Genomic DNA, 25,222 nt, shown 5'->3' on the forward strand with positions numbered 1-25,222 from the left:
CGGTCGGGACGTGGGTTCGGGCGGCGGCGGCAACATCTACGCCCTGCGCCCATGAGAACCCGGCCCGGCGGCGCCGTCGCGATCGTCGACACTCTGGCGCCAGATGAGTGATCTACGTTGTAAAGGCGCCCGGCTGAATGACCGTCCGGTGATCCAAGTGGCGTACGGAAGACGAATCAAGGTCACCTCTCCGAGAAGGGACTTCGATGGCCCAGCCTCACTGGTTACGCAAGGCTCTCGCGGCCGGAGCGATCCTGGCCGCCGCCGCGGGCGTTCTGGCCCCCGCATCCTCCGCCTCGGCAGCCGGCGTCTCGACCGCCGTCGTGCCGCCGCCTTACGCGGCTGACCTGCCCGATCTCAGCACCCCGGCCGTGGCCTACGACCGTGCCGGTCAGCCCGTCGCGACCGGTGCCGCCGTGCGCGGGGCCGATGGCGCGCTGCTCTACAGCGCCCGCTCGGGCTCCACGTTCGGGCCGCTCCAGTCGCTCGGCGGGGTGATCGTCGGCGATCCGTCGGTGGTGGTGAACTCCTTCGGCACCCACTTCTTCGTCCGCGGGACCGACGATCAGGTCTACACCAACACGATCACCCCGTCCGGCGCCGTGACCGGTTACTCGACGGTGCCCGGCCTGACCGTCACCGGCGACGTCGAGGCGCTCGTGCCCAACCTCGCTCCGGCGGGCAGCCTGCGGATCTTCGCGCGCGGCCAGGACGGCGCCGTGTGGACCAACAGCCTCAGCGCCGGCGCGTGGGCGGGATGGAGCAGTTTGGGCGGCTTCGCCACCAGCGACATCACCGCCACCCGGACCTTCGCCGTCCCGAACGACACCGTCCGGGTGTTCGTCCGGGGTGCCGACCACCGCGTCTACGTCAGCAGGGTGAGCGCCGGCGGCGTCACCGCGTTCGAGCCGCTGGGCGACCTCCAGGTCACCAGCAACATCGCCGTCGCCGAGGACGCCCTCTTCGGTGGCGGCTTCATCGCCGCCCGGGGCACGGACAGCGGTGTCTGGACGCTCAACCTGTTCACGATCCCGTACGTATGGAAGCCCCTCGGCGGGACCGCCACCAGCGACCCCGCCATCAGCTTCCAGGGCAACGTCACCTCCCTGTACGTCCGGGGCACCGACGACGCCCTCTACGTCAACAAGGCGGCCTCGCCCGATGCCCCCTACCGCGGTTACGAGCGGATCGACGGCGCCGTCGCCGGCAACCCGGCGGCGTTCGGCCCCGGCGTCAGCGCGCTGGGGCCCGGCCTCCTGCTGGCCCGCCTAGCCGGCGGATCCCTGGGCCTGAACGTGGACCCCTCTCCCACGCTCCAGCCGCCGCACAAGTTCGGCGGCTTCACCCCGGTCCCGGGCCCGGCCGTCGGCTGAGCACGTTCCACGAAGTGCGCCTCATGGTCGCTCGCGTCTGCTAGCGGCGCGAGCGACCGTCCGGGCCGTGATCAGGGACGATGCGGGGAACCGCACGGTGATGGACAGACCGCCTTCCGGCCGGGCGACGGCGGCGAGGGTGGCCTGGTGGGCCTGGGCGACGGCGTCCACGATGGCCAGGCCGAGGCCGTAGCCGTCGCCGCGCCCGCGGCTTTCGGAGGCGAGCCTCTGGAAGGGCTGGAAGAGGCGCGGGACCTGGTCGCCGGGGACGACCGGCCCGCTGTTGGCGACGGTGAGGGACGCCTCCGTGCCCGAGGTCCAGGTGGTGACCGTCACGTGCCCGCCCGCGTGGTTGTGGCGGACGGCGTTGTCGACGAGGTTCGCGACGAGGCTCTCGACCAGGCGCGGATCCCCGGACGTCGTCGCGGGCGCCAGGTGCCCGGCGAGGTCGACACCCTCCCGGATCGCGTGCTCGCGGCGGGAGGCGAGCACCTCTTCGACGACGGAGGAGAGGTCGACGGCGTCCCAGCGGGTGACGCCGCGCTCGCTGGTGGCCAGGGCGAGCAGTGCCCGGACGAGCCGTTCCTGGTGTTCGCCGAGGGAGAGAGCCTCCTGACAGGCCGATCGCAGCGTGCCGGCATCGGCGTCCGGGTCGGTGAGAGCGACTTCGAGCAGCGTGCGCTGGCCGGCGAGAGGGGTGCGCAGTTCGTGGGAGGCGTTGGCCACGAAGTGGCGCTGGGCGTCGAACGCGGCCTGCAGACGGGCGAGCAGGCCGTCGAGGGTGTGGCCGAGCTCGGTCAGCTCGTCCCTGGGCTCGCCGAGGCCGAGGCGCCGGTCAAGGGTGCCGGCGGAGATGATCCCGGCGGTGGCGGTGATGGCGCGCAGCGGGTGCAGGAACCGGCCGGCGACGTACCAGCCGATAGCCAGGGCGACGGGGACCAGCAGGACCAGCGCGACCGCGGATCCCGCGAGAAGCCGGGTCAGGCTGATCCCCGGCCCCGACCCGGTGATCACGCCCGGCGAGAGGCCGCCCACAGGGGTGGTCATCTCCACGCTGGCCAGCGGGACGTCGACGAGGACGACCACGAACACCCCGGCCGCGTAGACGCCCGCCGCGTAGGCGAGCGCGAGCCGGGTCCGCAGGGACCTTCTGGCGGATGTGCGGGCGGTCATGACGGGCCGACGCGGTAGCCGCCCTCGCGGACGGTCTCGATCACGGGCGGGTCGCCGAGCTTGACCCGCAACCGGTGCACGGTGTGCTTGACGGCGCTGGTGAAGGGGTCGGCGGCCTCGTCCCAGACGCGTTCGAGCAGCTCCTCGGCGGAGACGACCAGGCCGGGCACGGCGAGCAGGCATTCGAGCAGCGCGAACTCCCTGGGGCTCAGCTCCAGCCGCCGGCCCGCCCGTGACACGGTCCGGCGGGCCGGATCGAGGGTGAGGTCGCCCCACGTCAGCGTGGGCGGGAGCGGCGGGGTGGCGCGGCGGGCCAGCGCGCGGACGCGGGCGACGAGTTCGGCGAACGCGAACGGCTTGGGCAGGTAGTCGTCGGCGCCGAGGCCGAGCCCGGCGACGCGGTCCTCGATGGTGCCGGAGGCGGTGAGCATCAGCACGCGGGACTCGCAGCGGCCGTGGGCCAGCCGCCGGCAGATCTCGTCCCCGTGGACGCCGGGCAGGTCGCGGTCGAGGATCACCACGTCGTAGCGGGTGGCGGCCAGGCGGTCGAGGGCGGCGGTCCCGTCCAGGACGACGTCCACGGCCATGCCCTCGCGCTGCAGGCCGGTGCCGATGGAGCGGGCGAGAACCTCGAAGTCCTCGACGACGAGGACCCTCATCGCCGCTCACCGCCCGCCGTCGTGCGGGCGGGTCGGCCGGACCGGACACGGGATCGGGGTGCCATGGGGCAACGATGTCAGATCCCCGGTCGCAGCCGGGTCGCGGCGGCCGCGACCTCACCGGAACCGGGTGCCGCGTACAACCGTCGCCATGAGTTCCTTCACCTCCAGCCCCACCGGCTCGCGGGACGGCTTCCGCCGGCTGCTGCGTGCGCGGTGGGCCGGCCTCCGCTCCGCCCGCGGCCGGACGCTCGCGATGGCGGCCTCCGTGCTGGTCACCGTGTCGCTCGGACTGCTGATCGCCGGGGGCGTGCGCAGCACCTGCGTGACCTCGGCGGGAGAGGGGCCCTGCCCCGCGCCCCTGGTGGGTCCCGACGGTACGGCGGTCAGCGACAAGTACTACTTCGTGCACCAGCCGCTCAAGGGCGACGGCAGCATCACCGCCCGGGTGTCGGACCTGACCGGGCAGATGCGGCAGCCGGACCTCGTGCCCGGCGTGCGCAACGTCAAGCACGGGGCGGTGCCGTGGGCCAAGGCGGGGCTCCTCGTCAGGCGGAGTCTCCAGCAGGGCACGTCGTACGCCGCCGTCATGATCACCCGCGGTCACGGGGTGCGGATGCAGCACGACTTCATCCACGACGTGGCCGGCAGCGCCGCGCGGGGGCCGCGGTGGCTGCGGCTGGACAGGTCGGGCGACCTCCTCACCGGGTACGAGTCCGGCGACGGCAGGACGTGGACCCGGGTCGGCGAGGCCCGGCTGGCCGGGCTGCCGGAGACCGTCGAGATCGGGCTCTTCGCCACCTCGCCGGGCGCGCTGTGGACGATGGCCTCGGCCTTCGCCCAGGCGACGGCCACCTTCGACCGGATCACGCTGCGGGGCGCGAGCGGTTCGTGGCGGCATGACGACGTCGGCGTCACCCTCGGTCCCGACGGCAGGACCCCGCATCACCCGGGCGGAGCCGTCGAGTCGGGCGGCAAGGTCGTCGTGACCGGCGGCGGGGACATCGGGCCCGCCACGGTGGAGGGCGGCCTGCGTGCCGACCTCCTGCTGAGCGGCGGGGGCCTGGGGCTGATCCTGGTGCTCGTGGCCGCCGTCATGTTCCCCCCGGCGGAACGGGGGCGAAGCGTGCTGGCGGCCGAGGCCGTGGTGGTCGGTGCGGTCGCGTTCGTGGCCGGGCTGGTGGCCGCCGGGGTCGTGGTTCCCGCCGGGCTGGCGTTGCTGCGAGCACACCGGAACCCGATCCAGCCGATCACCCTGGGCACCGAGCTGCGGGTGATCATCGGGTACGCGGCGCTGGCCGCGATCTCCGCCTTGCTGGCTCTCGGGCTGGCCGCGCTGGTCAGGAGCAGGATTCTCGCCGCCGGCCTGGCCGTCGCGCTGATCGTGGTGCCGTATCTGCTGGCGAGCGCGGGGGTGGCGCCATGGCTGCTGGCGATCACTCCCGCCGCCGGGTTCGCGATCACGCAGAGCGTGCCCGCGTTCGCGCACGTGGACGTGGGCCCGTCACTCCTCGAAGGCCACCACCCGCTTGCGCCGTGGGCGGGTCTGACGGTGGCCTGCGGCTACGTCGTCGTCGTCCTCGGGGCGGCGATCATCGCGCACCGGCGGAGGGCCGCACCCGCCTGAGCCGTCACGACGTCTTCCGCCAGACCGAGATGTGGCTCCGGCTGTCGCCGGTGTAGGGCTCGCGGTTCCAGCCGGACCACCGTTCGCGCAAGGTCATTCCGGCGATGCGGGCCATCAGGTCGAGCTCGGACGGCCACACGTAGCGGTGCGGGGTCGAACGGGTCTCCAGCCGGCCGTCCACGACCCAGTAGTGATGGGAGACGGCGGTCTGTGACGCCACGTCGTACTCCTCGAACCCGAGATGCGCCGGGGTCACGGTGAACGGGTGGACGGTCTGGCCCGGTGGCAGGCGCCGGAGCTCGGGGATGTAGACCTCGATGACGAACGAGCCGCCGGGTCCGAGCTGGTCCGCCACGGTACGGAAGCATTCGACCTGCTCATCCTGGGTGGTCAGGTTCGTGATGGTGTTGCGGACCAGGTAGGCGAGGGTGAAGTCGTGACCCACCTTCGTCGTGGCGAAGTCGCCGATGATCACACCCACGTGCTCCGCGCCCGGTTTGCCGTCCATCTCGGCCGCCATCGCCGGCGACAGCTCGATGCCGTGCACCCGGACGCCTCGCCGGCTTAGCGGCAGCGCGATGCGGCCGGTGCCGATGCCCAGTTCGAGCGCGGCGCCGCCCGGGCCGGCCAGGCCGGCGAGGAAGTCCACGGCGGGGTCGACGACCGCGGGATCGAACAGCTCCGGCCATTTGTCCTCGTACGTGCGCGCGGTGTGTTCGTCGAAGTTGTTCTCTGGCACGGAGGTGGTTGTGCCCGGGAACGCGGGGTGGTCACCATCCGATTCGGTGAGGGCTATTCGCCGCCCTCGACACAGAACTCGTTGCCTTCGGGGTCGGCCATGATCACCCACCCGCCGGGGCTGACGCTCCGGCGGTCGTCCACGAGGTGCGCGCCCAGCGATTCGAGCCGGGCGATCTCCTGCTCCTGTGATCCGTCACGAGGCACGAGATCGAGGTGCAGGCGATTCTTGACCCGTTTCGGCTCAGGCACCTCGACGAAGACGAGGTGAGGGGAGCCGCCGCCGTCGAGGCCCACCCACCAGAACGGGTTGCCCGGCATGTCCACCTTCGAGCGGGGCCAGCGGGTGACCGCGCTCCAGAAGCGCGACATGGACTCGGGGTCGGCGCAGTCGAACGTCACGTTCAAGATCGAGGACCTGCTCACGCCCGCCTCCTCCGCCGGTCTCGTCCCGGCGGAGCCTCGCACGGGTGGCTGAACGGGGCAAGCGGTTTTCCGGCCCGCCAGACCATTGGTGCGGGGTCCGGCGGGCGGGTCCTGGAGGCCCGCCCGCCGGACCCCGGTCACCTGATGGATGGGACGGGGACCTTCGACCAGTCGATGTCCGAGCCCAGGTAGAAGCTCGGGTAGGCGGGCTGGTTGTAGGCGGTCTGCTGCCGGGCCACGTCCACCCGGTACTGCGGGTCGTGCATCAGGGTGTACAGCTTCCTGTCGGTCAGCTCGGTGCTGACGTACATCCGGACGGCGCTGCTGTCGGCGGTGCGGACCAGCAGTTCCTCGCGCCAGTCGCCGAACACGTCCGCCACCAGGCCGGGGTTGCCCTTGGTCCAGTTGTTGGTCAGCGTGCCCTCGGCGGTCAGCAGCGTGCCGCGCCGGCGGTCGTCGATCGTCGGCGTCTGCAGCTCCGTGGTGGCGGTGCCGTTGACGATCTGGGTGGTCATGTCGGCGGCCCAGCGGATGCTCATGTTCGTGCCGGGCGCGTCGCGGCCCAGGTACTCGCCGCGGGCCGACCACAGGCCGGCCTGGATGGCCTGGTCGGGCGGCATCGACGACCAGGTCTCCAGACCGGGGACGGCCGGGTCGACGTCGCCGGCCATGCCGCGCCCGGTGTCGACGCCGCTGTAGCCGCCGTGGATCACCTTGCCGGTGGCCGCCTCGCGCAGCGCCCAGCCGTACGGGGCCCAGGCGCCGCCCTCGTGCACGGTCCAGATCTCCAGGCCGGGCCGGGCGGGGTCGATGTCGCCGACGTGCATCGCGTCGCCGTGGCCGAGCCGGACGTTCTGGCCGGGCACGTTGCTCTGCGGCGGAGCCTGCGCGAAGGAGGAGTAGAGCAGGTCGCCGTCGTCGTCGATGGTGGCGGAGCCGTAGACGATCTCCTGCCTGCCGTCGTCGTCCACGTCGGCCACGCTCATCGAGTGGAAGCCCTGCGTGGTCAGGCTGGCATACTCGGGGTCGCTGCCGTCCACGCCGTGCGGACTAGCGTTGAACGGGTTGGCCATCGGGACGTGGCCGCTGTCGACGTACCAGCGCTCCTTGAGCCGCCTGCCGTCCCAGTCGTAGGCGACCAGCGTGGTGCGGGTGTAGTAACCGCGGGCGAAGATCGCCGACGGCCGCCTGCCGTCGAGGTAGGCGACCGAGGACAGGAAGCGGTCGACCCGGTTGCCCGGCTCGACCCTGGCCATCGCGTAGTCGCCCCACAGCAGGCCGTCGTCGCCGCGGCCGGGCTTGTAGGGGATGGTCTGCAGCTCGCGGCCGGTCGCGCCCTCGAAGACCGACAGGTATTCGGGGCCGGTCAGGACGAAGCCGGCGAACTCGCGCAGCCGGTTGTTGCCGCTGCGGGCGGGCGCGTAGACGTCCACGAAGTACGTGGCCAGCTCGACGGCGTCCGCGTGGGAGAGCGGGTAGCGGTACTTGGGCGCGATGCCGAACGCCGCTTCGAGCGTGGCCGGCCAGCGTCCGGCGACGACCTCCGGGTGCTCGTGCCATTTCTCGAACATGGCGGCGACATGGTCGAAATAGTCTGCGGCGCTTTTTCGATAGTCGTCGGTATTCGCGTATCCGGCTTTGACGTCCGCGCGCGGCATCGTGACATAACGCTCGGAGACGACCTGGCCCCTGCCGCCGTACCGGATGATCTTCGTGCCGGGGGCGGTCTTGAGCATCATCTCCGAACGGCCGTCGCCGTCGAGGTCGTAGACCAGGAACTGGGTGTAGTGGGCGCCGGAGCGGATGTTGACGCCCAGGTCGAGGCGCCAGCGCAGGGTGCCGTCCAGTTCGTACGTGTCCACGTAGGTGTTGCCGGTGTAGCCGCGCTGGGAGACGTCCTTGCTGTTGGACGGGTCCCACTTGACGACGTACTCGTATCGGCCGTCGCCGTCCACGTCGCCGACGCTCAGGTCGTTGGCCGCGTACGTGTACGCCTCGCCGGCGGGGGTCACGCCGTCGGCCGGCTTCTTCAGCGGAAGGTCGTAAAACGTTTTAAGCCAAGGCGTGGCTGAATCGCTCTTACGGCCTTCGCGGCCCTTGACGATCGGCGCCACCCGGTACTCCGAACGGGCCGTGCCCCTGGCGTCCTTGTAGTTGGTGCTGTCGGTCACGGTGGCGATGGGGCGGCCGTCGCGGTAGACGCGGAAGGTGGCGCCCGTCATGCCGTTCGGGCCGTGGCCGGCGACCTCGTCCCCGAGCAGACGCCAGCTCAGGAAGACGCCTTCGCCGGTGGACGCGGCGACCAGGCCGCGGTCCAGCTGCTCCAGCCGGGGGCCGGGGCGGTGGCGGCCGGAGGCGTGCGGGGCCTTGGAGCTCTTGGAGGCGCTCGTGCTCTTCGCGGCTCCGGCGCCCGGGGTGCCTGCCGTGTCCGCGATCGAGGGGAGCGCGGTGAGCGGCAGGCAGAGCAGAGTGGCCAGGCCGGTGGCCAGCGCTCGGCGGATGCTGCTGGGGGGTCTCATGGTCACGAGCTCCGCAGATTAAATCGATATAATTTTAGCTGGGAGAGTATTGGTGGATGGCGGCCTCTGTCAAGGCTTTGTTACCGGTCGATTTCTGGCCTGGCGAAATGGGGCGTTCGCCGCGAAATAGTCGTTAGTGGAAATGAGGCGATTCGCCGGGCGGGCGGTGAGCGGAAACGCCTATGGCGCGATCTGCACCTCGACCCCGGTGAAGCCCGCGGGGACGCCGTCCGTCACCAGCAGGTCGGCCGCGTCCCAGTCGCACACCCGGATCGGGGCGTTCAAGGAGAACTTGCGCGCGTCGCCCACGACGATCGTCCTGCGGGCGACGGAGATGAGCCGGCGCTTGGTCTCGGCCTCGTACGGCGTGGCCCCGTACACCCCCGAGGCGTCGAGCGCGGTGGCGGCCAGGAACAGGGTCCGCACGCTGAGGTGTTCGAGCGCGGCCAGGGTCTCGGGGCCGCCGAAGGAGCGGGTGTCCCTGCCGTACTGACCGCCGACGCCGATCAGCGTGACGTCCGGGCGGGGGGCCAAAGCGGCGATGGCGGGCAGCGAATGGGTGATCACGGTGAGGCCGGCGTCGGGCGGCAGCAGCTTGGCGATCTCCAGCGTGGTGGTGCCCGAGTCGAGCGCCACGGTCGTGCCGGGCTCGACATGCCGCACGGCCGCGGCGGCGATCGCGTGCTTGGCGACGGCGGCCTGCTCCGACCGGTCGGCGAACGGCGGCGCCGTAGCGTCCGCCGCCGTCGCGCCGCCGTGCACGACGCGGATGAGGCCGTCCTGGGCCAGTCTGCGCAGGTCGCGGCGGACGGTGTTGGGGGAGACGCCCAAGTGGGTGACCAGGTCCGTGGCGGCTGCGTACCCGTCCAGCTCGATACGGCGCAGGATCGCCTCGCGGCGCGCCGGGGCGGACGTGTAGCGCAGGCTGGTGGCCTCCGGGGCGCGGCTCATGTGACCATGATGCCTCATGGGTTGGCGCTTTTCCGCCAACTTCTGGATTTATAGTGACAACATGACGACACCACGGCCCCTGCCCGCCCCTCTCGCCGCTTCGCGTGCTGAGGGCCTGCGGGTGGAGGGGAACGACGGTGGCTGTGAGCGAGGGTGCCGGTGGTGCGGTGCCCGGGGGAGCGGGTGAAGGTCGTCGTGGCGGAGGACGGGTTGTTGGCTGGGGTTGATGTCGGCACCACTCACGTCAAGGTGGGGCTCTTCGATCGGTGGGGTGGGTGTGTCGCGGCGGTGCGGCGGGAGACGCCGCGCGAGCTGCCCGCGCTGGTCGCCGTCGTGTCGGACGCGCTTGGTGAGTGTGCCGCGCGGGCGGGGCGGGGGCCGGAGGCGATCGGGATCGCTGGGATGGCCGAGACCGGGGTGCCGCTCGACTCGTCGGGACGCCCGCTCAGTCCCATGTTGTGGTGGAACGACCCCAGAGGCGCGGAGGAGGCGGCCCGGCTGGGGCGGGACGCGGTGGCTCTGTACGCGCTGACCGGGAGGTGGGCCGACGCCAAGGCGCCGCTGGCCAAGTGGCTGTGGTTGCGGGCCCACGCGCCGGAGGTGCTGCGGGCGATGCGGTGGTGGGCGAGCGTGCCGGACGCTCTGGCGTACGAGCTGACGGGGGTGCTGCGCACTCATCCGACGCTGGCCGCGCGCACCCTGGCCTACGACGTGCGGCGCGGGTGCTACGACGAGGACCTGCTGGCGCTGGCGGGACTGTCCGCAGACCGGCTGCCACCCGTGGTGTCGGCGGTGGAGCCGGTCGGTGGGCTGGCGGCCGCCATTCCCGGGGTGGCGCCGGGCGTTCCGGTGGTGGTCGCGGGTCATGATCACGCCGTGGGGTCGTGGGCCGCCGGGGTACGGCGTCCGGGCGACGTGGCCGACTCGCTCGGCACTGCCGAGGCCGTGATGGTGCCGGCCAGGGAACGCCCCGACCCTCGTACGGGACTGGCGCTGGGCGTGACGGCGGACCCGTCGCTGGACGGAACCGGAACGGTGCTGGTCGGCGGGCTGCCGACGAGCGGCGCGATGCTCGACTGGCTCCTCGATCTGCTGAGCCCGCCGACAGGTGACGACCCCGCGCACTCCCGGCCCGGTGAACGACGTGACTACACGGCGCTGCCCGGGTTGCTCGCCGGGGTGCCGCTGCCTACCGGGATCGTGGTTGAGCCGTATCTGCGGGGCCGGGTCGCGCCCGCGCCTGATCGGGACAGGCGGGTGGCGGTGTCAGGGGTCGGCTCCGGGCACGGGGCGGGTGATCTGCTGGCCGCTGCCGTTGAGGGCACCTGCCTGCACGTCCGCTGGATGCTGGACGAGCTCACCGCCGTGACCGGCACCGCGCCGGAACGGCTGGCGGTCTTCGGCGGGCAGGTCAGGATTCCGCTGTGGATGCGGGTCAAGGCCGCCGTCTCGCCCGTCCCCGTGGAGGTGGTCCGTTCCGACGACGCGGTCTGCGCGGGCGCGGCGCTCATCGCCGGGCAGGCGGGCGGGTCGCTGCAGGACGTTCCCGTACTGCCGCGCGAGCCGATGCCGTCCGACCCCGCACTTCAGGCCGCCTACCTGCCCCCATACGAGCGTTTCCTGACCCGAGCCACAGCCCAGAGCACCCCAGAAGCTGGGACACAGAAGAACCCCAGAAGCTGCAGCACAGAACAGGAGCACCAATGACCAGCCCCGGCACTACCCCCGAGCCGACACTCGACCTGCTCGCCCGCCCCTCCGGCGGGTTCGCGATGGTCGCCATGGACCAGCGCGAGAGCCTGCGGCAGATGTACGCCGCCGCCACGGGCGAGCGGGTCGGCGATGAGGTGCTGACGTCGTTCAAGCTGGCGGTGGCACGTGAGGTCGGGCCGTACGGCTCCGGGTTCCTGATCGACCAGGACTACGGGTTCGAGCAGGTGGCCGCCGAGGGCGTGGTGCCCGGCGGGCTGATCGTCGCCGTGGACAGTCTGCGGCAGGACCCGGACGGGCCGGTCGAGGACACCGGGATCGACGAGCGGGTGGACCTGGCCGCCGCGCGCGCGGCCGGGGCGGTGGCGGCCAAGTTGCTGCTCATCTGGCGCGACGACGAGGAACGGGAGCGCCGGCTGGAGACGGCGGCCGAGTTCGTCCGGCGCTGTGCCGCGGCCGGACTGCTCTCCGTGCTCGAAGGCGTCGCCAAGCCCGCTGCCGGGGAGACCGGGTTCGACGGGCCGGCCGCGATCAGGGAGGCGGCGCGGGAGCTGGCCGGGCTGCGGCCGAGCCTGTACAAGGCGCAGGTTCCGCTCGGCGGGGCCGCGCCGGAGGAGAAGCTGCTGGAGGAGTGTGCCCTGCTGGACGAGGTGATCCCCGTCCCGTGGGTGGTGCTCTCGCAGGGCGTGGAGCGCGACGACTTCCCGGCGTCCGTGCGGGCGGCCTGCCGGGCGGGCGCCTCGGGCATGCTGGCCGGCCGGGCCATCTGGAGCGACGTCGTCGGCGAACCTGACCTGGCCGCGCAGCTGCGGGCGCGTTCGGTGCCCCGGCTGCGCAGCCTGGCCGCCATCGTGGACGAGTACGCGCGACCCTGGAACGCCCGATGACCGGGACGGCGATCGCGATGTTGCACACGGTGCCCGCTCTCGCCGCGCCGCTGGCCGAACTGGCCGCCGAGGTGCGGCCCGGCGCGCGGGTGCTGCACTTCGTGGACGAGAGCCTGCTCCAGGACACGATCGCGCACGGCGGCCCGCCGCCGCACGTCCTGCGCCGGGTGGTGTCGTACGCCTCCTACGCCGAGGAGTCCGGGGCGGGCACGCTGCTGGTCACCTGCTCCTCCATCGGCGAGGCCGCCGAGCTGGCCCGGTCGTTCACGCGGCTGCCGGTTCTGCGCATCGACGAGCCGATGGCCGAGGAGGCGGTACGGTCCGGCGCGCGCGTCGGTGTGCTGGCCACCCTCGCCACCACGCTCGGCCCCACCACCCGGGCCGTCCAGCGGGCCGCGGTCCGGCAGGAGGCGGAGCGGGAGGTGGTGCCGTACCTGTGCGAAGGGGCCTTCGAGGCGCTGCGCTCCGGCGACCCGGCCCGCCACGACCGGCTGGTCCTGGACGGTTTCAGGGAGCTGAGCGGGGAGGTGGACGTGGTGGTGCTGGCCCAGGCGTCCATGGCGCGGATCGTGGCGGAGGCGGCGCAGGGGCACGATGCGCCGGGCGTGCCGGTGCTGTCGTCGCCGAGGTCGGGGGTGGCGCAGCTGGCCGGAACCAGCGCCCGAACCGGTGGGTGACGCGGCCGGCCGGAACCAGCGCCCGAGCTGAGGGGTGACGCGGCCGGCCGGAGCCAAGTGCCTGAGCCGGCCGGTCTCAGTGCCTGAGCCGGCCGGGTCAGCGGCCGAGACGGTGGGTGACGCGTACTCGCCACAAGCCGGGCCCGCAGGCCAGGTACGTGAAGCCGTAGTCGTCGTGGCCGGCCGCCAGCGCGTCGCACAGGTCGCCCGGGTCGGTGCTTGAGCACAGATCGAGCTGCTCGCCGCGGGACAGCCGGTGCAGCCGGTCGCCGATGGCCTCCGTCAGCCGGTCGGCCGGAAGGGCGTCCAGGTCGACGGCGGGGCCCTCGGTCAGCGGGTACCAGCGGTGCGGGCAGGCGCCGAGGGCGGAGGTGGAGGAGGCCGGTCCGCCCGGCGCGGCCAGGACCGCCTGCTCGGTGGCGAGGTGGTCGCCGAGCTGGGTGAGCAGGTCGCGGACGGTCGTGGCGATCTGCGCGGGGGAGCGGGCGCCGCGTTCGCGGGCCGCGGCGGCGAGGGTGTCCACGCAGGCGCGCAGCCGGGCGTGGTCGCGGGCCAGCCGGGACAGCTCGGGCGTGGCCTCGTGGGCGGGGAAGAGCAGCCGTTCCTCGTCGGTGACCTGCCTGATGAGCTCGGCGCGCAGGTAGCCGGCCAGCGCGGTCAGCTCGCGGCCCGGCCAGCGGTCCTGGGCGGCGACCCGCAGCACGTCACGGGCCCGGCCGGTGACCTGGGTCAGGAGGTGGGCGTGTTCCATGGGCAACGTCGTCTGGGTATCCATGATCCCTTCCTTCGAGAGGAGCGGAGCGAACCGGAGCCGATGGGCACACGCGCGTCAGTCGGGCGAGGGCGCGGGCTCGGACTCGGGTGAGGGCTCGGGTGAGGACGAGGACGAGGGCGAGGGCTCGGGTGAGGACGAGGGCGAAGGCGAGGCGCTTTCCCACTCAGGGGGCAGGATCGCGGTGTCCATCCGCCGGAGCTCGTCGCGGTGCAGCGCGCCCAGGCGGGTCAGGACGCGTTCGCCCGCCGGAGCCAGCGCCACCCGCACCGCCCGCCCGTCGCTGGGATGGGCGCTCCGCTGCACGAGGCCCTGGTTCTGGGCCCGGCCGACGAGCTCGACCACGCTGTGGTGACGCAGCAGCAGCCGGTCGGCGAGCTCCCGCACGCTCGCCCAGTCACGGCCGGGGAACCCCTTGAGCGCCAGCAGCAACTGGTACTGCTGCGGGGTCAGGCCGGCGGCGCGCACCGCGTCCTCGCTGAAGCGCAGGTAGGCGCGGATCGCGAAGCGGAACCTGGCCAGCGCCTCGAAGTCCTGCTTGGTCAGGGGCTCAGGTTGCGCCGCTGCGTCGTCCACGACCGCGCCGCCTCTCTCTCGCGTCTCCCGGGTCACCCGCGGCCCGGGCCGCGGGTGACAGCGTCCATGGACTTCATTTTATATCGTGCTACGATACAAAATGTCCAGGTGGCGTGGGAGCGTGCCTGGTGGCATCGCCCTGGAGGTGTGTCGTGCTCGATGATTACGAACGTGCGGCCCTGCGGGACATCCAGCGCCGGTTATCAGACGACGATCCGGACTTCGCCCGATCGTTCGGCGCCGGCGCCCAGCGCCTGGAACGGGCGGCGACACCGCTCCTGCCCAGGGAGGCGTACACGATCATGACCGTGTTCGGCGCGGCGTTCGCGGTCATCTCGCTGCTGGCCGGATCGCCGTTCGTGGCCCTGCTGTTCGCCGGGCTGAGCGGCTGGACCTGGTACGCCCGCTCGCGCGGAGCGGAGAAGGGGCCCTGACGCCCGGCGAGAGACGGCGAAGCCCCCGGCGCCCGCGCGAACCAGGCACCGGGGGCTGAGCCCCGTGCTCACCAGTCGTGGACGGTGCCGTCCTTGAGCCGGTTGAACGGCAGGTAGGCCGGCTGGTACGGGAACCGCGCCGCGGCCTGCTCGTCGAGCTCCACCCCGAGCCCCGGCAGCTCACCCGGATGCAGGTAGCCGTCCTCGAAGGTGAACGACTGCCGGAACACCTCGTTGGTCGCCGCCCCGTGCTGCATGTACTCCTGGATGCCGAAGTTGTGGATCGCCAGGTCCAGGTGCAGCGCCGCGGCCATGCCGACCGGGGAGATGTCGGTCGGGCCGTGGATGCCGGACTTGATCTGGTACTGGGCGGCGAAGTCGAGCAGCTTGCGCATGGCCGTGATGCCGCCGGTGTGGGTGACGGCCGAGCGCACGTAGTCGATGAGCTGCTCGCGGATCAGCGTCTGGTAGTCCCACACGGTGTTGAACACCTCGCCGATCGCCAGCGGCGTGGTCGTGTGCTGCCGCACCAGGCGCAGCGCGTCCTGGTTCTCCGCCGGCGTGCAGTCCTCCAGCCAGAACAGGTCGTACGGCTCCAGCGCCTTGCCCAGCCTGGCCGCCTGGATCGGCGTCATCCGGTGGTGCCCGTCGTGCAGCAGCGGCAGCTCGGGACCGAACTCGTTACGCACCGCCTCGAAGACGCCGGGCAGGTGACGCAGGTAGGCGCGGGTGTCCCAGTCCTCCTCGGCGGGCAGCGGGGTGCGCTGGGCCGGCTCGTAGTCGTAGCGCTTGCCGTCCACGCTGGGCTGGGCGGCGACGCCGTACACGGCGTTGATGCCCGGCACGGAGGTCTGCACCCGGATCGAGCGGTAACCCTGCTCCAGGTGCCGGCGGATCGAGTCGAACAGCTCCTGCTCGTCCCGGCCCGAGGCGTGCCCGTACGCCATGATCCCGGTCCTGGAGGCGCCGCCGAGCAACTGGTAGAGGGGCATCCCGGCGGCCTTGGCCTTGATGTCCCACAACGCCACGTCCACGGCCGCGATGGCGGCCATGGTGACGGGCCCGCGCCGCCAGTACGCCGAGCGGTAGAGGAACTGCCACGTGTCCTCGATGCGGTGCGCGTCCCGCCCGATCAGCAGGGGGACGACGTGGTCGGCCAGGTAGGAGGCGACCGACAGCTCGCGCCCGTTGAGGGTGCCGTCGCCCAGCCCGGTGATCCCGTCATCCGTGGTGATCTTCAAGGTGACGAAGTTGCGGTCCGGACTGGTGACGACGACGTCCGCGGCGATGATCTTCACAAGGGTGCCTTTCTCACAACAGGAACGGGGCTCACCATTCCGCGAACGAGCCGTCGCGGTGCCGCCAGATCGGGCCGCGCCAGGCGTGCCCCCGCTTGTCGGCGGCGCGGACCGAAGCCTCGTCGATCTCGATGCCCAGGCCGGGCGCGGTCAGCCGCTCGATGTGGCCGTCCGCGAACGCCAGCGCGGCCCGGTCGACGCAGTAGTCGAGCACGTCGGCGCCCCGGTTGTAGTGGATGCCGATGCTCTGCTCCTGGATCAGGTAGTTCGGCGTGGCGAAGCCCACCTGGAGGCAGGCGGCCAGCGCGATCGGGCCGAGCGGGCAGTGCGGGGCGAGCTGCACGTCGTACACCTCGGCCAGGGCGGCGATCTTGCGTACCTCGGTGATACCACCGGCGTGCGCGAGGTCCGGCTGGGCGACCGCGATGCCGGCCTGCAGCACGGGCAGGAACTCCTGCCGGCTGTAGAGCCGCTCCCCGGTCGACACCGGGACCGGCGTCGAGCGGACGAACTCGCCGATGAGGTGCGAGTTCTCCGGGACGACCGGCTCCTCCAGGAACAGCGGCCGGTACGGCTCCAGCAGCGGCGCCAGCCGGCGGGCGTTGGCCAGGGTGAAGCGCCCGTGCAGGTCCACGGCCACGTCGCGGGTGTCGCCGAGCACCTCGCGGGCGGCGGCCACCCGGGCGACCACGGCGTCCAGCTCGGCGACCGAGGCGAGCGGGCTCATCCGGCCGGAGGCGTTCATCTTCACCGCGGTCAGCCCGGCCTCGACCTGGGCGGAGATGTGGTCACGCACCTCGCTGGGCTCGTCGCCGCCGACCCAGCCGTACACGCGGATCCGGTCCCGGACCGGGCCGCCGAGCAGCTGGTGCACCGGCGCGCCGAAGTGCCTGCCGGCGATGTCCCACAGCGCCTGGTCCAGGCCCGCCACGGCGCTGGCCAGAATGGGCCCGCCCCGGTAGAACGAGCCCTTGGTCATCACCTGCCAGTGGTCCTCGATGCGCAGCGCGTCCCGGCCGATCAGCAGCTCGGCGAGCTGGTGCACGGCGGTGCGCACGGTCTCGGAACGTCCCTCGCAGGTGGCCTCGCCCCAGCCGACGACGCCGGAGGCGGTCTCGACCCGGACGAAGAGCCAGCGGGGGGCGACCAGGAAGGTCTCGACGCGCGTGATGGTCGTCATGCCGTCAGCCCTTGGTCGCGCCGGCGGTCAGGCCGGAGACGACGTACTTCTGCACGAACAGGGCGATCACCATGATGGGCAGCGTGACCACGGTGGTCGCGGCCATCAGGCCGCCCCAGTCGATGCTGGCGTACCCGACGAAGTCGAAGATCGCCACGGGCAGGGTCTTGGTGTCCGCGTCGGACAGCACCAGAGCGAACATGAAGTTGTTCCAGGAGAAGATGAACGACAGGATCCCCGCGGTGGCGATCCCCGGCACCGACAGCGGCAGCGTGATCCGCCGGAACGCGCCCACGTGGGTCAGCCCGTCGACCAGCGCCGCCTCCTCCAGCTCCTCCGGCAGGCTGTCGAAGTAGCCCATCATGATGTAGACCACCAGCGGCAGCGACACGAACATGTGGCTGATGATCAGCACCCCGAAGCCGCCGACCATCTTCAGGTTGGAGAAGACGTAGAACCAGGGCACCAGCAGCGACACGCCGGGGATGACCCGCGCCATCAGCACCACCAGCGCCGACTTGCGCATGTTGAACCGGCTCATCGAGTACGCCGCCGGCACGCCCAGGATCAGCGAGGCCACGGTCGCGGCGAACGCCACCCAGAGGCTGTTGAGGATGAACTCGATGTAGTTCGCCTGCTGCAGCACGGTCGCGTAGTTGGCCAGGGTGGGGACGAAGGCCAGCGCCTTGCCGGGGTCGTAGATGTCGACGTTCGTCTTGAACGACGCGGCGACCATCCAGACCAGCGGCGCGATCAGCCCGAGCACCACGACCGTGAGCGCCACCCCCCGGAACACCTGGTACGAGGTCCGGGGTCTCATCGCTGGGCCTCCTTGCGCCGGGTGGTCAGGGCCCACATCGCCCCGATGATGATGAGGAAGAAGAGGATGAGGACGGTGGAGGAGACGCCGTACTCGTTGTAGTCGAAGCTGAGGCCGTAGGCGTACACGTTGAGCGTCTCGACTTCGTGGAAGGAGCCGCCGCCGCGGCCCTTGGTGGCGTACAGGATGTCGAAGGTCTTCAGCGCGTCGATGCCGCGCAGCAGGATCGCCACCGTCAGCGTCGGCATCAGCAGTGGCAGCGTGACGTGCCGGAAGCGCTGCCAGGTGCTGGCGCCGTCGATGCGCGCCGCCTCCTGCGGCTCCTCCGACAGCGAGGTGAGGCCGGCCAGCAGGATCAGCACCACCATCGGCGTCCACTGCCACACGTCGATGAAGATCGTCGTGGGCAGGGCCGTGTGCTGGCCGGCCAGCCACGGCTGCGGCCCGATGCCGACCCAGCCGAGCGCCTGGTTGGCCAGGCCGATGTTCGGGTCGAAGATGAGCCGCCACATCATGCCGACCGCGACGGGGGTGGCGACCAGCGGCAGCAGCACGGCGACCCGGACCCAGCGCTCGCCCTTGAACGGCCGCCACAGCAGCAGCGCGATCGCCATCCCCAGGACCACCTCGAACAGCAGCGCCACGACGGTGAACGTGGCGGTCCGCCCGACGGCCGGCCAGAACCGTTCGACGTCGGTGAGCACGTCGAGGTAGTTCCGCAGGCCGATGAACTCGCTCTCCGCCCGCACGGACCCTTCGGCGTCGGTCAGGCTGAGGTAGCCGGTCCAGGCCAGGGGGAAGATGAGCAGCGCGGCCACGAACGTCATCGCGGGCGCGGCGAACAGCCACTTGCGGTGGTGATCGACCCAGCGGGCCCAGCCGGGCGTGGCGGGGGTGGCGGCGGCGCCGGGCGGCGCCTTGGTGGTGGTCGTTGCCATGAGGTCTCCAGATGAGGCGGGACTGCGGAAGGACGCGGGCGACGGGCCGTGCCCGTCACCCGCGTGCGCCGCTTACCTGGCCTCGTCGTCCAGGAACTTCTGGAACGCGGTGTTGGCGGCATCGGCCGACGCCGCGGCGTCCTTGCCGGTGATGGCGTCCACGATCGGCTGGCCGACGATCTCGCGCGACTCGGCGACCTTCACGACCAGCGGGCGGTCATGCCCCACGCCGGTCTTGGTGCTGGCCGCGATGGCGTCGGCGAGGTCCTTCGGGAACGTCGAGGTGCCCTCGGGGTTGGCCCAGACGGAGGTGCGGGCGCCCGGCACGCCGGACTTCTGCTGCGCCAGCGTCTGGTCCTTGCCGGTGGCCCACTCGATGAACTTCCACGCGTTGGCGGTGTTCTCGGAGCTGGCGTTGACGCCCAGCGCCCACGACGGGATGTTGTACGGCTTCGAACCGGCCGGGCCGGCGGGGAACGGCGCGAAGCCGACCTGGTCCGACACCTTGGACTTGGCCGGGTCGGTGGCGTTCTTGTACAGGGAGTTCGCCTCGGTGTAGAAGGCGGCCTTGCCCTGGGTGAAGATGGCCATCGCCTCGGGCCAGCCCATGTCGGTGCTGACGTTCGCCGGTCCCGAGTCCTTGATCAGGCCGCCGTAGAAGGCGTACGCCTGCTTGGCCGCGTCGCTGGCCACCGCCGACTTGCCGCCGCCGTCGACGAAGTCGCCGCCGAAGCTGTACAGGAAGCTCGAGAACTGGGTGACCGCCGTGGACTTGCCGGTACGGGCGACGAACCCGGCGACGCCGGGGTCGGCCGCCTTGATCTTGGCGGCGGCGGCCTTCAGCTCGTCGAGGGTCTTCGGCGCGGCGTCCAGGCCGGCCTTCTCCAGCAGGTCCTTGCGGTAGTACAGGACCTCCTGCTCGGTGATGATCGGCACACCGACCGGCTTGCCCTCGTACGTGGTGGCCTCGGTCGGGCCGGCCTGGAAGTCGGCGAAGTCCCAGTTCGCGTTGGCCTTCACCTGGTCCGACAGGTCCGCCAGGTACTTGTTCTTGGCGAAGAGCTTGCCCTCCTGGAGGGGCCGGTACATCATCACGTCGATGTCGGACGAGCCGGCGTTGAGCTTGACGTTGTACTGGTCGGAGAGCTGGTCCTCGCCGAGCTGGGTGACCTCGACCTTGAGCCCGGACTGCTTCTCGAACTCGGGCAGCGCCTTCTTGATGTTGTCGGTCCACACGTGGTTGGCCAGCGTGACCCGGACCGTGGTCGATCCGCCCTCACCGCCGCCGTCGCCACCGCCGCCGCACGCGGACAGGCTCATGGCCACAACCACGGCCAGAGATGGACCGATTATCGATCGATGTCGCACGTCATCTCGCCTTTCGTCATGGTCGCCGCCCCCCGGTAGAGCGCCACGCATCCGTAACATCCGTTTAATGTCGGGATGCTAGGCCAAAAAAGCTGACTTATTCAAGTATCGACGTTCAATTGATATGCTTTGTCCGTGACCCAGTCCTCCCCCAGGGGCGCATCGAGCCCACAGACCCCTGCCGAGGCTGGGCTTCATGCTCGTGTCCTCGACGAACTCGGCACCGTCATCTGCAACGGCGACCCGCCCGCCGGCGCCGTCCTCAGCATCGAAGACCTGGTCGACCGCTACCAGGTCTCCCGCTCGGTGATCCGCGAGGTGCTGCGGGTGCTCGCCTCCATGGGACTCGTCGAGACCCGGCGCCGCGTCGGCATCATGATCCAGCCCGCCGAGGCGTGGAAGGTCTTCGATCCGCAGGTGATCCGGTGGCGGCTGGCCTCGGACGACCGCATGGCGCAGATGCGCTCGATCACCGAGCTGCGTACGGCGATCGAGCCGTACGCGGCCTGGCTGGCCGCCGAACGCGTGCACGACGACGCGGCGAGCGACTTAGTGGGACTCGCCGGCAAGATGTGGGCCGCCGGCAAGGCGGGTGACGAGGCCCGCTTCCTCGACCTGGACATCGACTTCCACCGGCGGGTGCTGGTCGCCTCGGGCAACGAGATGTTCGCCGAGCTCCAGCTGATCGTGGCCGAGGTGCTGGCCGGCCGCCACCACTACCACCTGATGCCGCACTATCCCGACGAGGAGGCGCTGCAGCTGCACACCGACGTGGCCCACGCCATCCAGCGCCGCGACGGCGAGCGGGCCAGGCGGGCCATGGTGCGGATCATGGAGCAGGGGTTCGCCGAGATGAAGTCGATGTGGGAGCGGATCGCCGAGCCCGGCGGGGAATGACGCGCCGAGCCCGGCGGGGAATGACGCGCCGAGTCCGCCGCGAATGAGCGGCGCCCGCCCCGGGCCGGGCGGGCGTCCGGTCGGGGGGTGCTCGGCCGGGTGGCGTTCAGGCCGTCGGTGAGAGCGGGCGGCCGGGCAGCAGCCGGGCGGGCGGCGGGAGCGGGGTGGCGCCGGGGGCGGCGCGCAGCGCCTGGATGGTCAGCGCGGCGAAGCGCCGGGAGGCCGCCACCCGGCCGGCCGGTGAGGCGGCCTGGAGGCCGTTGTTGGCCATGAGGACGAGCACCAGGTCGTCCAGGACGAAGTCGGCGCGCAGCCGCCCGGCCGCCTTGGCCCGGCGGGCCAGCTCGGAGATCGCCTCCAGCGTGCGCCCCCGGCTCGCCGCGAAGTCGATCGCGCCGGGGAAGGTGGCCATGAAGGCCGCGGTGAAGCCCCGGTCGCGGGCGTGCAGTTCACAGATCCGCTCGATCACGTGGCAGAAGCCGCGCCACGGATCAGGTTCGTCGAGCCCTCCGGTGACGATGACCTCGCAGGCGCGCATCTGGTCCGCGAACGCCTCGGTGGCCAGCGTCTCCTTGGTCGGGAAGCGCCGGTAGAGCGTGGCGGGGCCGACTCCGGCGCGGCGCGCGATCTCCCGCATCGGCACGTTCAGGCCCTCGGCGGCGAACACCGCGCGGGCGGCCTCCAGGATGCGTTCGCGGTTGTCGAGGGCGTCGGAGCGCAGCTTGTGAGTCAAACGGTCGTTCACCGTTCTCACTTTAGCTAAACGGACGGGGGCGTCCACTAGTGTCCTCAGCGCTCTGAGAGAACGCCTCGACCGGCAGGAGACGATGATGAAGGCAGTGGCCATCCAGACGTTCGGCGGCCCGGAAGGACTCGCGGTCATCGACGTGCCCGACCCGAGCCCCGCCGCGGGCCAGGTGGTGATCGCCACCGAGGCGATCGGCGTCGGCGGTGTCGACGCCTTGATCCTCAGCGGCGCCCTGGCCGGGTACGGCTTCCAGGAGGGGCACATCCCGGGCGGCGAGGTGGTGGGCACCGTGACCGCCGTGGGCGAGGGCGTGGATGCGTCCTGGCGCGGCCGGCGCGTGTGGGCGTTCACCGACGGGGGCGGCGGCTACGTGGAGCAGGCCGTCGCTCCGGCCTCGGCGCTCGTCCCGCTCCCCGCGGACGTGTCCGCCGCCGATGCGGTGACCCTGGGGAGCTCCGGCACGGTGGCCCGCTTCGGTCTCCGCCATGCCCGTTTCGTTCCCGGCGAGTCCGTGCTGGTGCGCGGCGCGGCCGGCGGCATCGGCATCATGGCGGTCCAGCTCGCGGCGCGTGACGGCGCCGGCGTGGTGGCGGTCACGACGTCGTCGGCCGAGCGGGGCGACCGGCTGCGCAAGCTCGGCGCGACCCACGTGCTGGATCGTTCCGGCGAAGGGGACGAGGGGGCTCCGGAGGCGTACGACGTCATCATCGACATCGTCGCCGGCGCGGGCCTGCCGTCGTTCTTCGCCAAGCTCAACCCGAACGGGCGCATGGTGGCCCTGGGCGCGGTCGCGGGCTTTCCGCCGGCGGACTTCGGCATGGAGGTGTTCGCGGCGTTCCGCAGGTCGCTGTCGTTCGCGGTCTTCAGCGCGGACTCCGTGTCCCACGACGACCGGCGCGCCGCGACCGCCGGCCTGCTGGCCGCGGCGGGCCGGGGCGAGCTGGAGGCGGTGGTGCACGAAGTGCTGCCCTTGGAGCAGGCCGCATTGGCACACCGGAAGATGAACGCCGGCGAGGTGTTCGGCCGGCTCGTGCTGACCCCTTCGACCGGCTGACGCGGTCAGGCCGTCGCGCGGCTGACGCCGTCAGACCGGAGCCACGTTGGCGGGGGCCGGTCGCGGTTGGTCTGGGGGCTGGTCAGCCGAGGTCCAGCACGATGCGTACGCCGGAGGCGCCGGACGTCTGGCCGTGCCAGGCCCGCGCGGCCTGGTCCAGCGGCACCACCTCGTGCGTCACGGCGAGCCTGCCCGCCGCCGACTGCTCGGCGACGTGGGCGACGGCCGCCGCCCGCCGTTCCCTGGACAGCTCGTTGTTGGTGTAGCCGAGGACGCGCAGCGACCGGCTGCGCAGGGTGGCGGAGTCCAGCGGGCACGTCTCCGCCGCCGCGCTCCCGAGGTTGACCAGCCGCCCGCCCGGGCGCAGCGTCCTGGCCGCCGCCGCGGCGGGGACGCCGTACAGCGGGTCGAGGACCAGGTCCACCGGACCGTCGCAGGCGTCGGCGAACCGCCGTGCGAGCCCGTCCACGTCGCCGGAAGCAAGCTCGCCGGCGGCGGGATCGGGACCGTCGGAAGCAGAACCGGGCGTGGGAACGGCCGGGGGGAGGGGGACGACGGCGTCGGCGCCCGCCTGGCGGGCCCGGTCCAGGCCGGCCGCCGAGCGGGCCGCGGCCACCACGCGGCGCGCGCCCGCCAGCCGGGCCAGCTGGATCGCCGCCTGCCCGACCGCGCCGCCCCCGCCGAGCACCAGCACCTGCTCGCCCGCGGCCAGCTCGCCCCGCCAGGTCAGCGCCTGGTACGCGGCCACCGCCGACAGCCCGAGCGCCGCCACGGCGAACGGATCGGCGCCTTCCGGCAGCTCGACCAGGTCCTCGGCCCGCGCCAGGGCCAGCTCCGCCATGCTGCCGTCCCCTGGAGCCATCCCGGCAGCGGTCGGGAACCACACGAGCCGCCCGCCGGCCGACCCGACGCCCTGGACGCCGGGCACGTACGGCAGCGCGGGCAGCCCGAAGTAGGACGTGCCGGTCGCGCACAGCAGGTCCAGCGGGGTGATCGGCGCGGCGACGACCCGCACCAGCTCCAGGCCGGGACCCGGCACCGGTTCCGGGCGCGCGGCCACGGCCGGCGGCCGCCCGCACTCGTCGATCTGGAGGGCACGCATCATCGGGCTCCTGCGTCGTACGCCTACCGGCGGCCCCGGACCTCCGGGACCGCCGCTGCCGGAAGGTGGATCAGGTGGCGATGTCCGGATACGGCAGCCGCATGTGCGACAGCCGCCGCGCGTACTCCGTCTGGAAGCCCAGCGGCGGATGGTCGCGCTCGAACATCGCGATGAACAGGGTCAGCGTCAGGAACGGATGCGCCCCCAGCTCGAACAGCCGCGGATAGTCGTGGGCGGCCAGCGCCTCCCGCTCCACGTCGTCGAAGCGCAGCCAGGTGGACGACTCTCCGTCGTGGCAGTTGAGGATGCGGTTGGCGTACTCGCCCTCCCACCACTCCACCGTGGCGCGCGGCTCCTCGCGGTAGCGCTCGACCAGCTCGGGATCGCGGTCCACGGTGAACAGGAACTTGTTCAGCAGATACTTGCTCATGCGCCGGCGCCTCCGTCCGGGTACCAGGTGAAGTACGCCTCCATGGTGTGGAACAGGTCGTAGGTGTCCACGTAGTCCGCCTTGCGGCCCTCCCCGGCGACCCCCATCATCAGCATGAAGTCCATGAACCCGTGGGTGGCGTTGCCCGGCAGGTGCAGGCTGTCGAGGGTGACCTCGGCCAGGCAGCCCTCGATGTCGCCCGAGGAGATCCACTCGACGGCCTTGCGGTCGAACTCGGGGTCGGGGCCGTGCGGCCCGAACTGGCGCGGGCCGCCGAGCTCCAGCGACAGGTGCCCGGTGCCGATGATCGCGACCCGCTGCTCGGCCGGCCACGACTCCACCAGCTCCCTGATCGTCTGCCCGAGCTGCACGAACCGCTTCGGCCGCGGCAGCGGCGGGGCGAAGATGTTGGTGTAGACGGGCACGATCGGCAGGTCGTTCTGCGGGCGCAGGGTGATGATCGGGCACGTGATCGAGTGGTCGATCCGCAGCTCGTTGGAGAAGGCCAGGTCGAAGCCGGCGTCGATGCCCTCGCGCAGGATGTACGACGAGAGCTCCTCCTGCCCCTGGCACACCATGCGCGGCAGCCCGAACTCGCGTTCCTCGTTGTAGAAGTTGGCGTCGTAGAAGGGCGCCTTGCCGATCAGGAACTGCGGCATGTTGTCCAGCCAGAGCTGGTGGAAGTGGTCGGAGCCGACCATGACCAGCACGTCGGGCCTGGCCCTGGTCAGCGTCTCCCGGAACGCCTCCACCTTGCGCACCCACTCGTCGGCGAACGGCGGGCGGTCCTCTCCGGTGGCGGTGCTGGCGCGGTAGTAGAAGGGGTGGTGGGTGGACGCGATGACCGCGACGACCTCAGCCATGC

The 25,222-nt window shown here is 72.0% G+C and carries 25 protein-coding genes; 8 read left to right on the top strand and 17 right to left on the bottom strand.

The genetic code is table 11. The annotated features are described in order from the left end of the window. Positions 1 to 206: 206 nt before the first annotated feature. Entirely contained in the window at positions 207 to 1,373 is a 1,167-nt protein-coding gene (locus B0I32_RS33685) for a DUF8189 domain-containing protein (protein ID WP_106246683.1), read from the top strand. Positions 1,374 to 1,394: 21 nt separating this feature from the next. On the opposite strand, the gene B0I32_RS33690 is transcribed toward B0I32_RS33685, so the two are convergent. Then, positions 1,395 to 2,546, bottom strand: coding sequence for a sensor histidine kinase (locus B0I32_RS33690; protein WP_106246685.1), 1,152 nt, complete (start codon positions 2,544 to 2,546; stop codon positions 1,395 to 1,397). Continuing rightward, positions 2,543 to 3,205 carry a response regulator transcription factor gene (locus tag B0I32_RS33695; protein ID WP_106246686.1) on the bottom strand — a complete coding sequence of 221 codons (663 nt, stop codon included), beginning with the start codon at positions 3,203 to 3,205 and terminating at the stop codon, positions 2,543 to 2,545. Before B0I32_RS33695 ends, B0I32_RS33690 begins: the two co-directional genes overlap by 4 nt. 151 nt (positions 3,206 to 3,356) lie before the next feature. Between B0I32_RS33695 and B0I32_RS58020 the strand changes: the two genes are divergently transcribed. Then, positions 3,357 to 4,832, top strand: coding sequence for a DUF1349 domain-containing protein (locus tag B0I32_RS58020; protein WP_181308052.1), 1,476 nt, complete (start codon positions 3,357 to 3,359; stop codon positions 4,830 to 4,832). A 4-nt stretch (positions 4,833 to 4,836) separates the two neighbouring features. Here B0I32_RS58020 and B0I32_RS33705 read toward each other — a convergent pair whose 3' ends face one another. The 4 genes from B0I32_RS33705 to B0I32_RS33720 form a co-directional block, all read right to left on the bottom strand. Further along, positions 4,837 to 5,571: a methyltransferase domain-containing protein gene (locus B0I32_RS33705; RefSeq protein WP_106246688.1), complete on the bottom strand. Its 735-nt coding sequence runs from the start codon at positions 5,569 to 5,571 to the stop codon at positions 4,837 to 4,839. A gap of 53 nt (positions 5,572 to 5,624) precedes the next feature. Further along, on the bottom strand, positions 5,625 to 5,996 hold the full coding sequence (locus tag B0I32_RS33710; protein ID WP_219912130.1) for a VOC family protein: 372 nt from the start codon (positions 5,994 to 5,996) through the stop codon (positions 5,625 to 5,627). 137 nt (positions 5,997 to 6,133) lie between these two features. After that, positions 6,134 to 8,515 (bottom strand): rhamnogalacturonan lyase, encoded by a 2,382-nt coding sequence (locus B0I32_RS33715; RefSeq protein WP_181308053.1) that lies wholly within the window; start codon positions 8,513 to 8,515, stop codon positions 6,134 to 6,136. A gap of 180 nt (positions 8,516 to 8,695) precedes the next feature. Beyond that, positions 8,696 to 9,466 (bottom strand): DeoR/GlpR family DNA-binding transcription regulator, encoded by a 771-nt coding sequence (locus tag B0I32_RS33720; RefSeq protein WP_181308054.1) that lies wholly within the window; start codon positions 9,464 to 9,466, stop codon positions 8,696 to 8,698. A gap of 213 nt (positions 9,467 to 9,679) precedes the next feature. Between B0I32_RS33720 and B0I32_RS33725 the strand changes: the two genes are divergently transcribed. From B0I32_RS33725 to B0I32_RS33735, 3 genes are read left to right on the top strand one after another with little or no spacing between them, the layout of a single operon-like run. Further along, positions 9,680 to 11,173 carry an FGGY-family carbohydrate kinase gene (locus B0I32_RS33725; protein ID WP_181308055.1) on the top strand — a complete coding sequence of 498 codons (1,494 nt, stop codon included), beginning with the start codon at positions 9,680 to 9,682 and terminating at the stop codon, positions 11,171 to 11,173. Then, positions 11,170 to 12,063 carry a hypothetical protein gene (locus tag B0I32_RS33730; RefSeq protein ID WP_106246694.1) on the top strand — a complete coding sequence of 298 codons (894 nt, stop codon included), beginning with the start codon at positions 11,170 to 11,172 and terminating at the stop codon, positions 12,061 to 12,063. Before B0I32_RS33725 ends, B0I32_RS33730 begins: the two co-directional genes overlap by 4 nt. After that, positions 12,060 to 12,740, top strand: coding sequence for an aspartate/glutamate racemase family protein (locus tag B0I32_RS33735; protein ID WP_106246695.1), 681 nt, complete (start codon positions 12,060 to 12,062; stop codon positions 12,738 to 12,740). Before B0I32_RS33730 ends, B0I32_RS33735 begins: the two co-directional genes overlap by 4 nt. A 97-nt stretch (positions 12,741 to 12,837) precedes the next feature. Here B0I32_RS33735 and B0I32_RS33740 read toward each other — a convergent pair whose 3' ends face one another. After that, entirely contained in the window at positions 12,838 to 13,515 is a 678-nt protein-coding gene (locus tag B0I32_RS33740; RefSeq protein WP_106246697.1) for a hemerythrin domain-containing protein, read from the bottom strand. Positions 13,516 to 13,569: 54 nt separating this feature from the next. Continuing rightward, positions 13,570 to 14,088: a MarR family winged helix-turn-helix transcriptional regulator gene (locus tag B0I32_RS33745; protein ID WP_106246699.1), complete on the bottom strand. Its 519-nt coding sequence runs from the start codon at positions 14,086 to 14,088 to the stop codon at positions 13,570 to 13,572. A 152-nt stretch (positions 14,089 to 14,240) separates the two neighbouring features. Between B0I32_RS33745 and B0I32_RS58025 the strand changes: the two genes are divergently transcribed. Beyond that, entirely contained in the window at positions 14,241 to 14,522 is a 282-nt protein-coding gene (locus B0I32_RS58025) for a DUF3040 domain-containing protein (protein ID WP_181308057.1), read from the top strand. A gap of 68 nt (positions 14,523 to 14,590) precedes the next feature. Here B0I32_RS58025 and manD read toward each other — a convergent pair whose 3' ends face one another. From manD to B0I32_RS33775, 5 genes are all read right to left on the bottom strand, one after another. After that, entirely contained in the window at positions 14,591 to 15,820 is a 1,230-nt protein-coding gene (gene manD / locus B0I32_RS33755) for a D-mannonate dehydratase ManD (RefSeq protein WP_106246702.1), read from the bottom strand. A 31-nt stretch (positions 15,821 to 15,851) separates the two neighbouring features. Beyond that, on the bottom strand, positions 15,852 to 17,000 hold the full coding sequence (gene dgoD / locus B0I32_RS33760) for a galactonate dehydratase (protein ID WP_106246704.1): 1,149 nt from the start codon (positions 16,998 to 17,000) through the stop codon (positions 15,852 to 15,854). Between the two features lie 4 nt (positions 17,001 to 17,004). Further along, a complete protein-coding gene (locus B0I32_RS33765) occupies positions 17,005 to 17,820 on the bottom strand; it encodes a carbohydrate ABC transporter permease (RefSeq protein WP_106246705.1) in 816 nt (271 codons plus the stop codon). Then, positions 17,817 to 18,758: a carbohydrate ABC transporter permease gene (locus tag B0I32_RS33770; RefSeq protein ID WP_181308058.1), complete on the bottom strand. Its 942-nt coding sequence runs from the start codon at positions 18,756 to 18,758 to the stop codon at positions 17,817 to 17,819. Before B0I32_RS33770 ends, B0I32_RS33765 begins: the two co-directional genes overlap by 4 nt. A 72-nt stretch (positions 18,759 to 18,830) precedes the next feature. Then, positions 18,831 to 20,078: an ABC transporter substrate-binding protein gene (locus tag B0I32_RS33775; protein WP_219912131.1), complete on the bottom strand. Its 1,248-nt coding sequence runs from the start codon at positions 20,076 to 20,078 to the stop codon at positions 18,831 to 18,833. A gap of 183 nt (positions 20,079 to 20,261) precedes the next feature. On the opposite strand from B0I32_RS33775, the gene B0I32_RS33780 reads away from it, so the two are divergent. After that, positions 20,262 to 21,023: a FadR/GntR family transcriptional regulator gene (locus B0I32_RS33780; RefSeq protein ID WP_106246899.1), complete on the top strand. Its 762-nt coding sequence runs from the start codon at positions 20,262 to 20,264 to the stop codon at positions 21,021 to 21,023. Between the two features lie 106 nt (positions 21,024 to 21,129). Here B0I32_RS33780 and B0I32_RS33785 read toward each other — a convergent pair whose 3' ends face one another. Further along, positions 21,130 to 21,768 (bottom strand): TetR/AcrR family transcriptional regulator, encoded by a 639-nt coding sequence (locus tag B0I32_RS33785; RefSeq protein ID WP_245956193.1) that lies wholly within the window; start codon positions 21,766 to 21,768, stop codon positions 21,130 to 21,132. A gap of 82 nt (positions 21,769 to 21,850) precedes the next feature. On the opposite strand from B0I32_RS33785, the gene B0I32_RS33790 reads away from it, so the two are divergent. After that, positions 21,851 to 22,825: a zinc-binding dehydrogenase gene (locus B0I32_RS33790; protein ID WP_245956194.1), complete on the top strand. Its 975-nt coding sequence runs from the start codon at positions 21,851 to 21,853 to the stop codon at positions 22,823 to 22,825. Between the two features lie 82 nt (positions 22,826 to 22,907). Here the strand turns inward: B0I32_RS33790 and B0I32_RS33795 are convergent, their stop codons facing one another. The 3 genes from B0I32_RS33795 to B0I32_RS33805 all read right to left on the bottom strand — a co-directional run bounded on the left by B0I32_RS33795 (position 22,908) and on the right by B0I32_RS33805 (position 25,220). Then, positions 22,908 to 23,930, bottom strand: coding sequence for a zinc-binding dehydrogenase (locus B0I32_RS33795; protein WP_245956195.1), 1,023 nt, complete (start codon positions 23,928 to 23,930; stop codon positions 22,908 to 22,910). A 67-nt stretch (positions 23,931 to 23,997) separates the two neighbouring features. After that, on the bottom strand, positions 23,998 to 24,357 hold the full coding sequence (locus B0I32_RS33800) for a hypothetical protein (protein ID WP_106246712.1): 360 nt from the start codon (positions 24,355 to 24,357) through the stop codon (positions 23,998 to 24,000). Beyond that, entirely contained in the window at positions 24,354 to 25,220 is an 867-nt protein-coding gene (locus B0I32_RS33805) for a DODA-type extradiol aromatic ring-opening family dioxygenase (protein WP_106246714.1), read from the bottom strand. The genes B0I32_RS33800 and B0I32_RS33805 overlap by 4 nt, the downstream gene beginning before the upstream one ends. Between the last annotated feature and the right edge of the window lie 2 nt (positions 25,221 to 25,222).

The sequence above is a fragment of the Nonomuraea fuscirosea genome (assembly GCF_003001935.1).
In the GTDB taxonomy this organism is placed as follows: Bacteria; Actinomycetota; Actinomycetes; order Streptosporangiales; family Streptosporangiaceae; genus Nonomuraea; species Nonomuraea fuscirosea.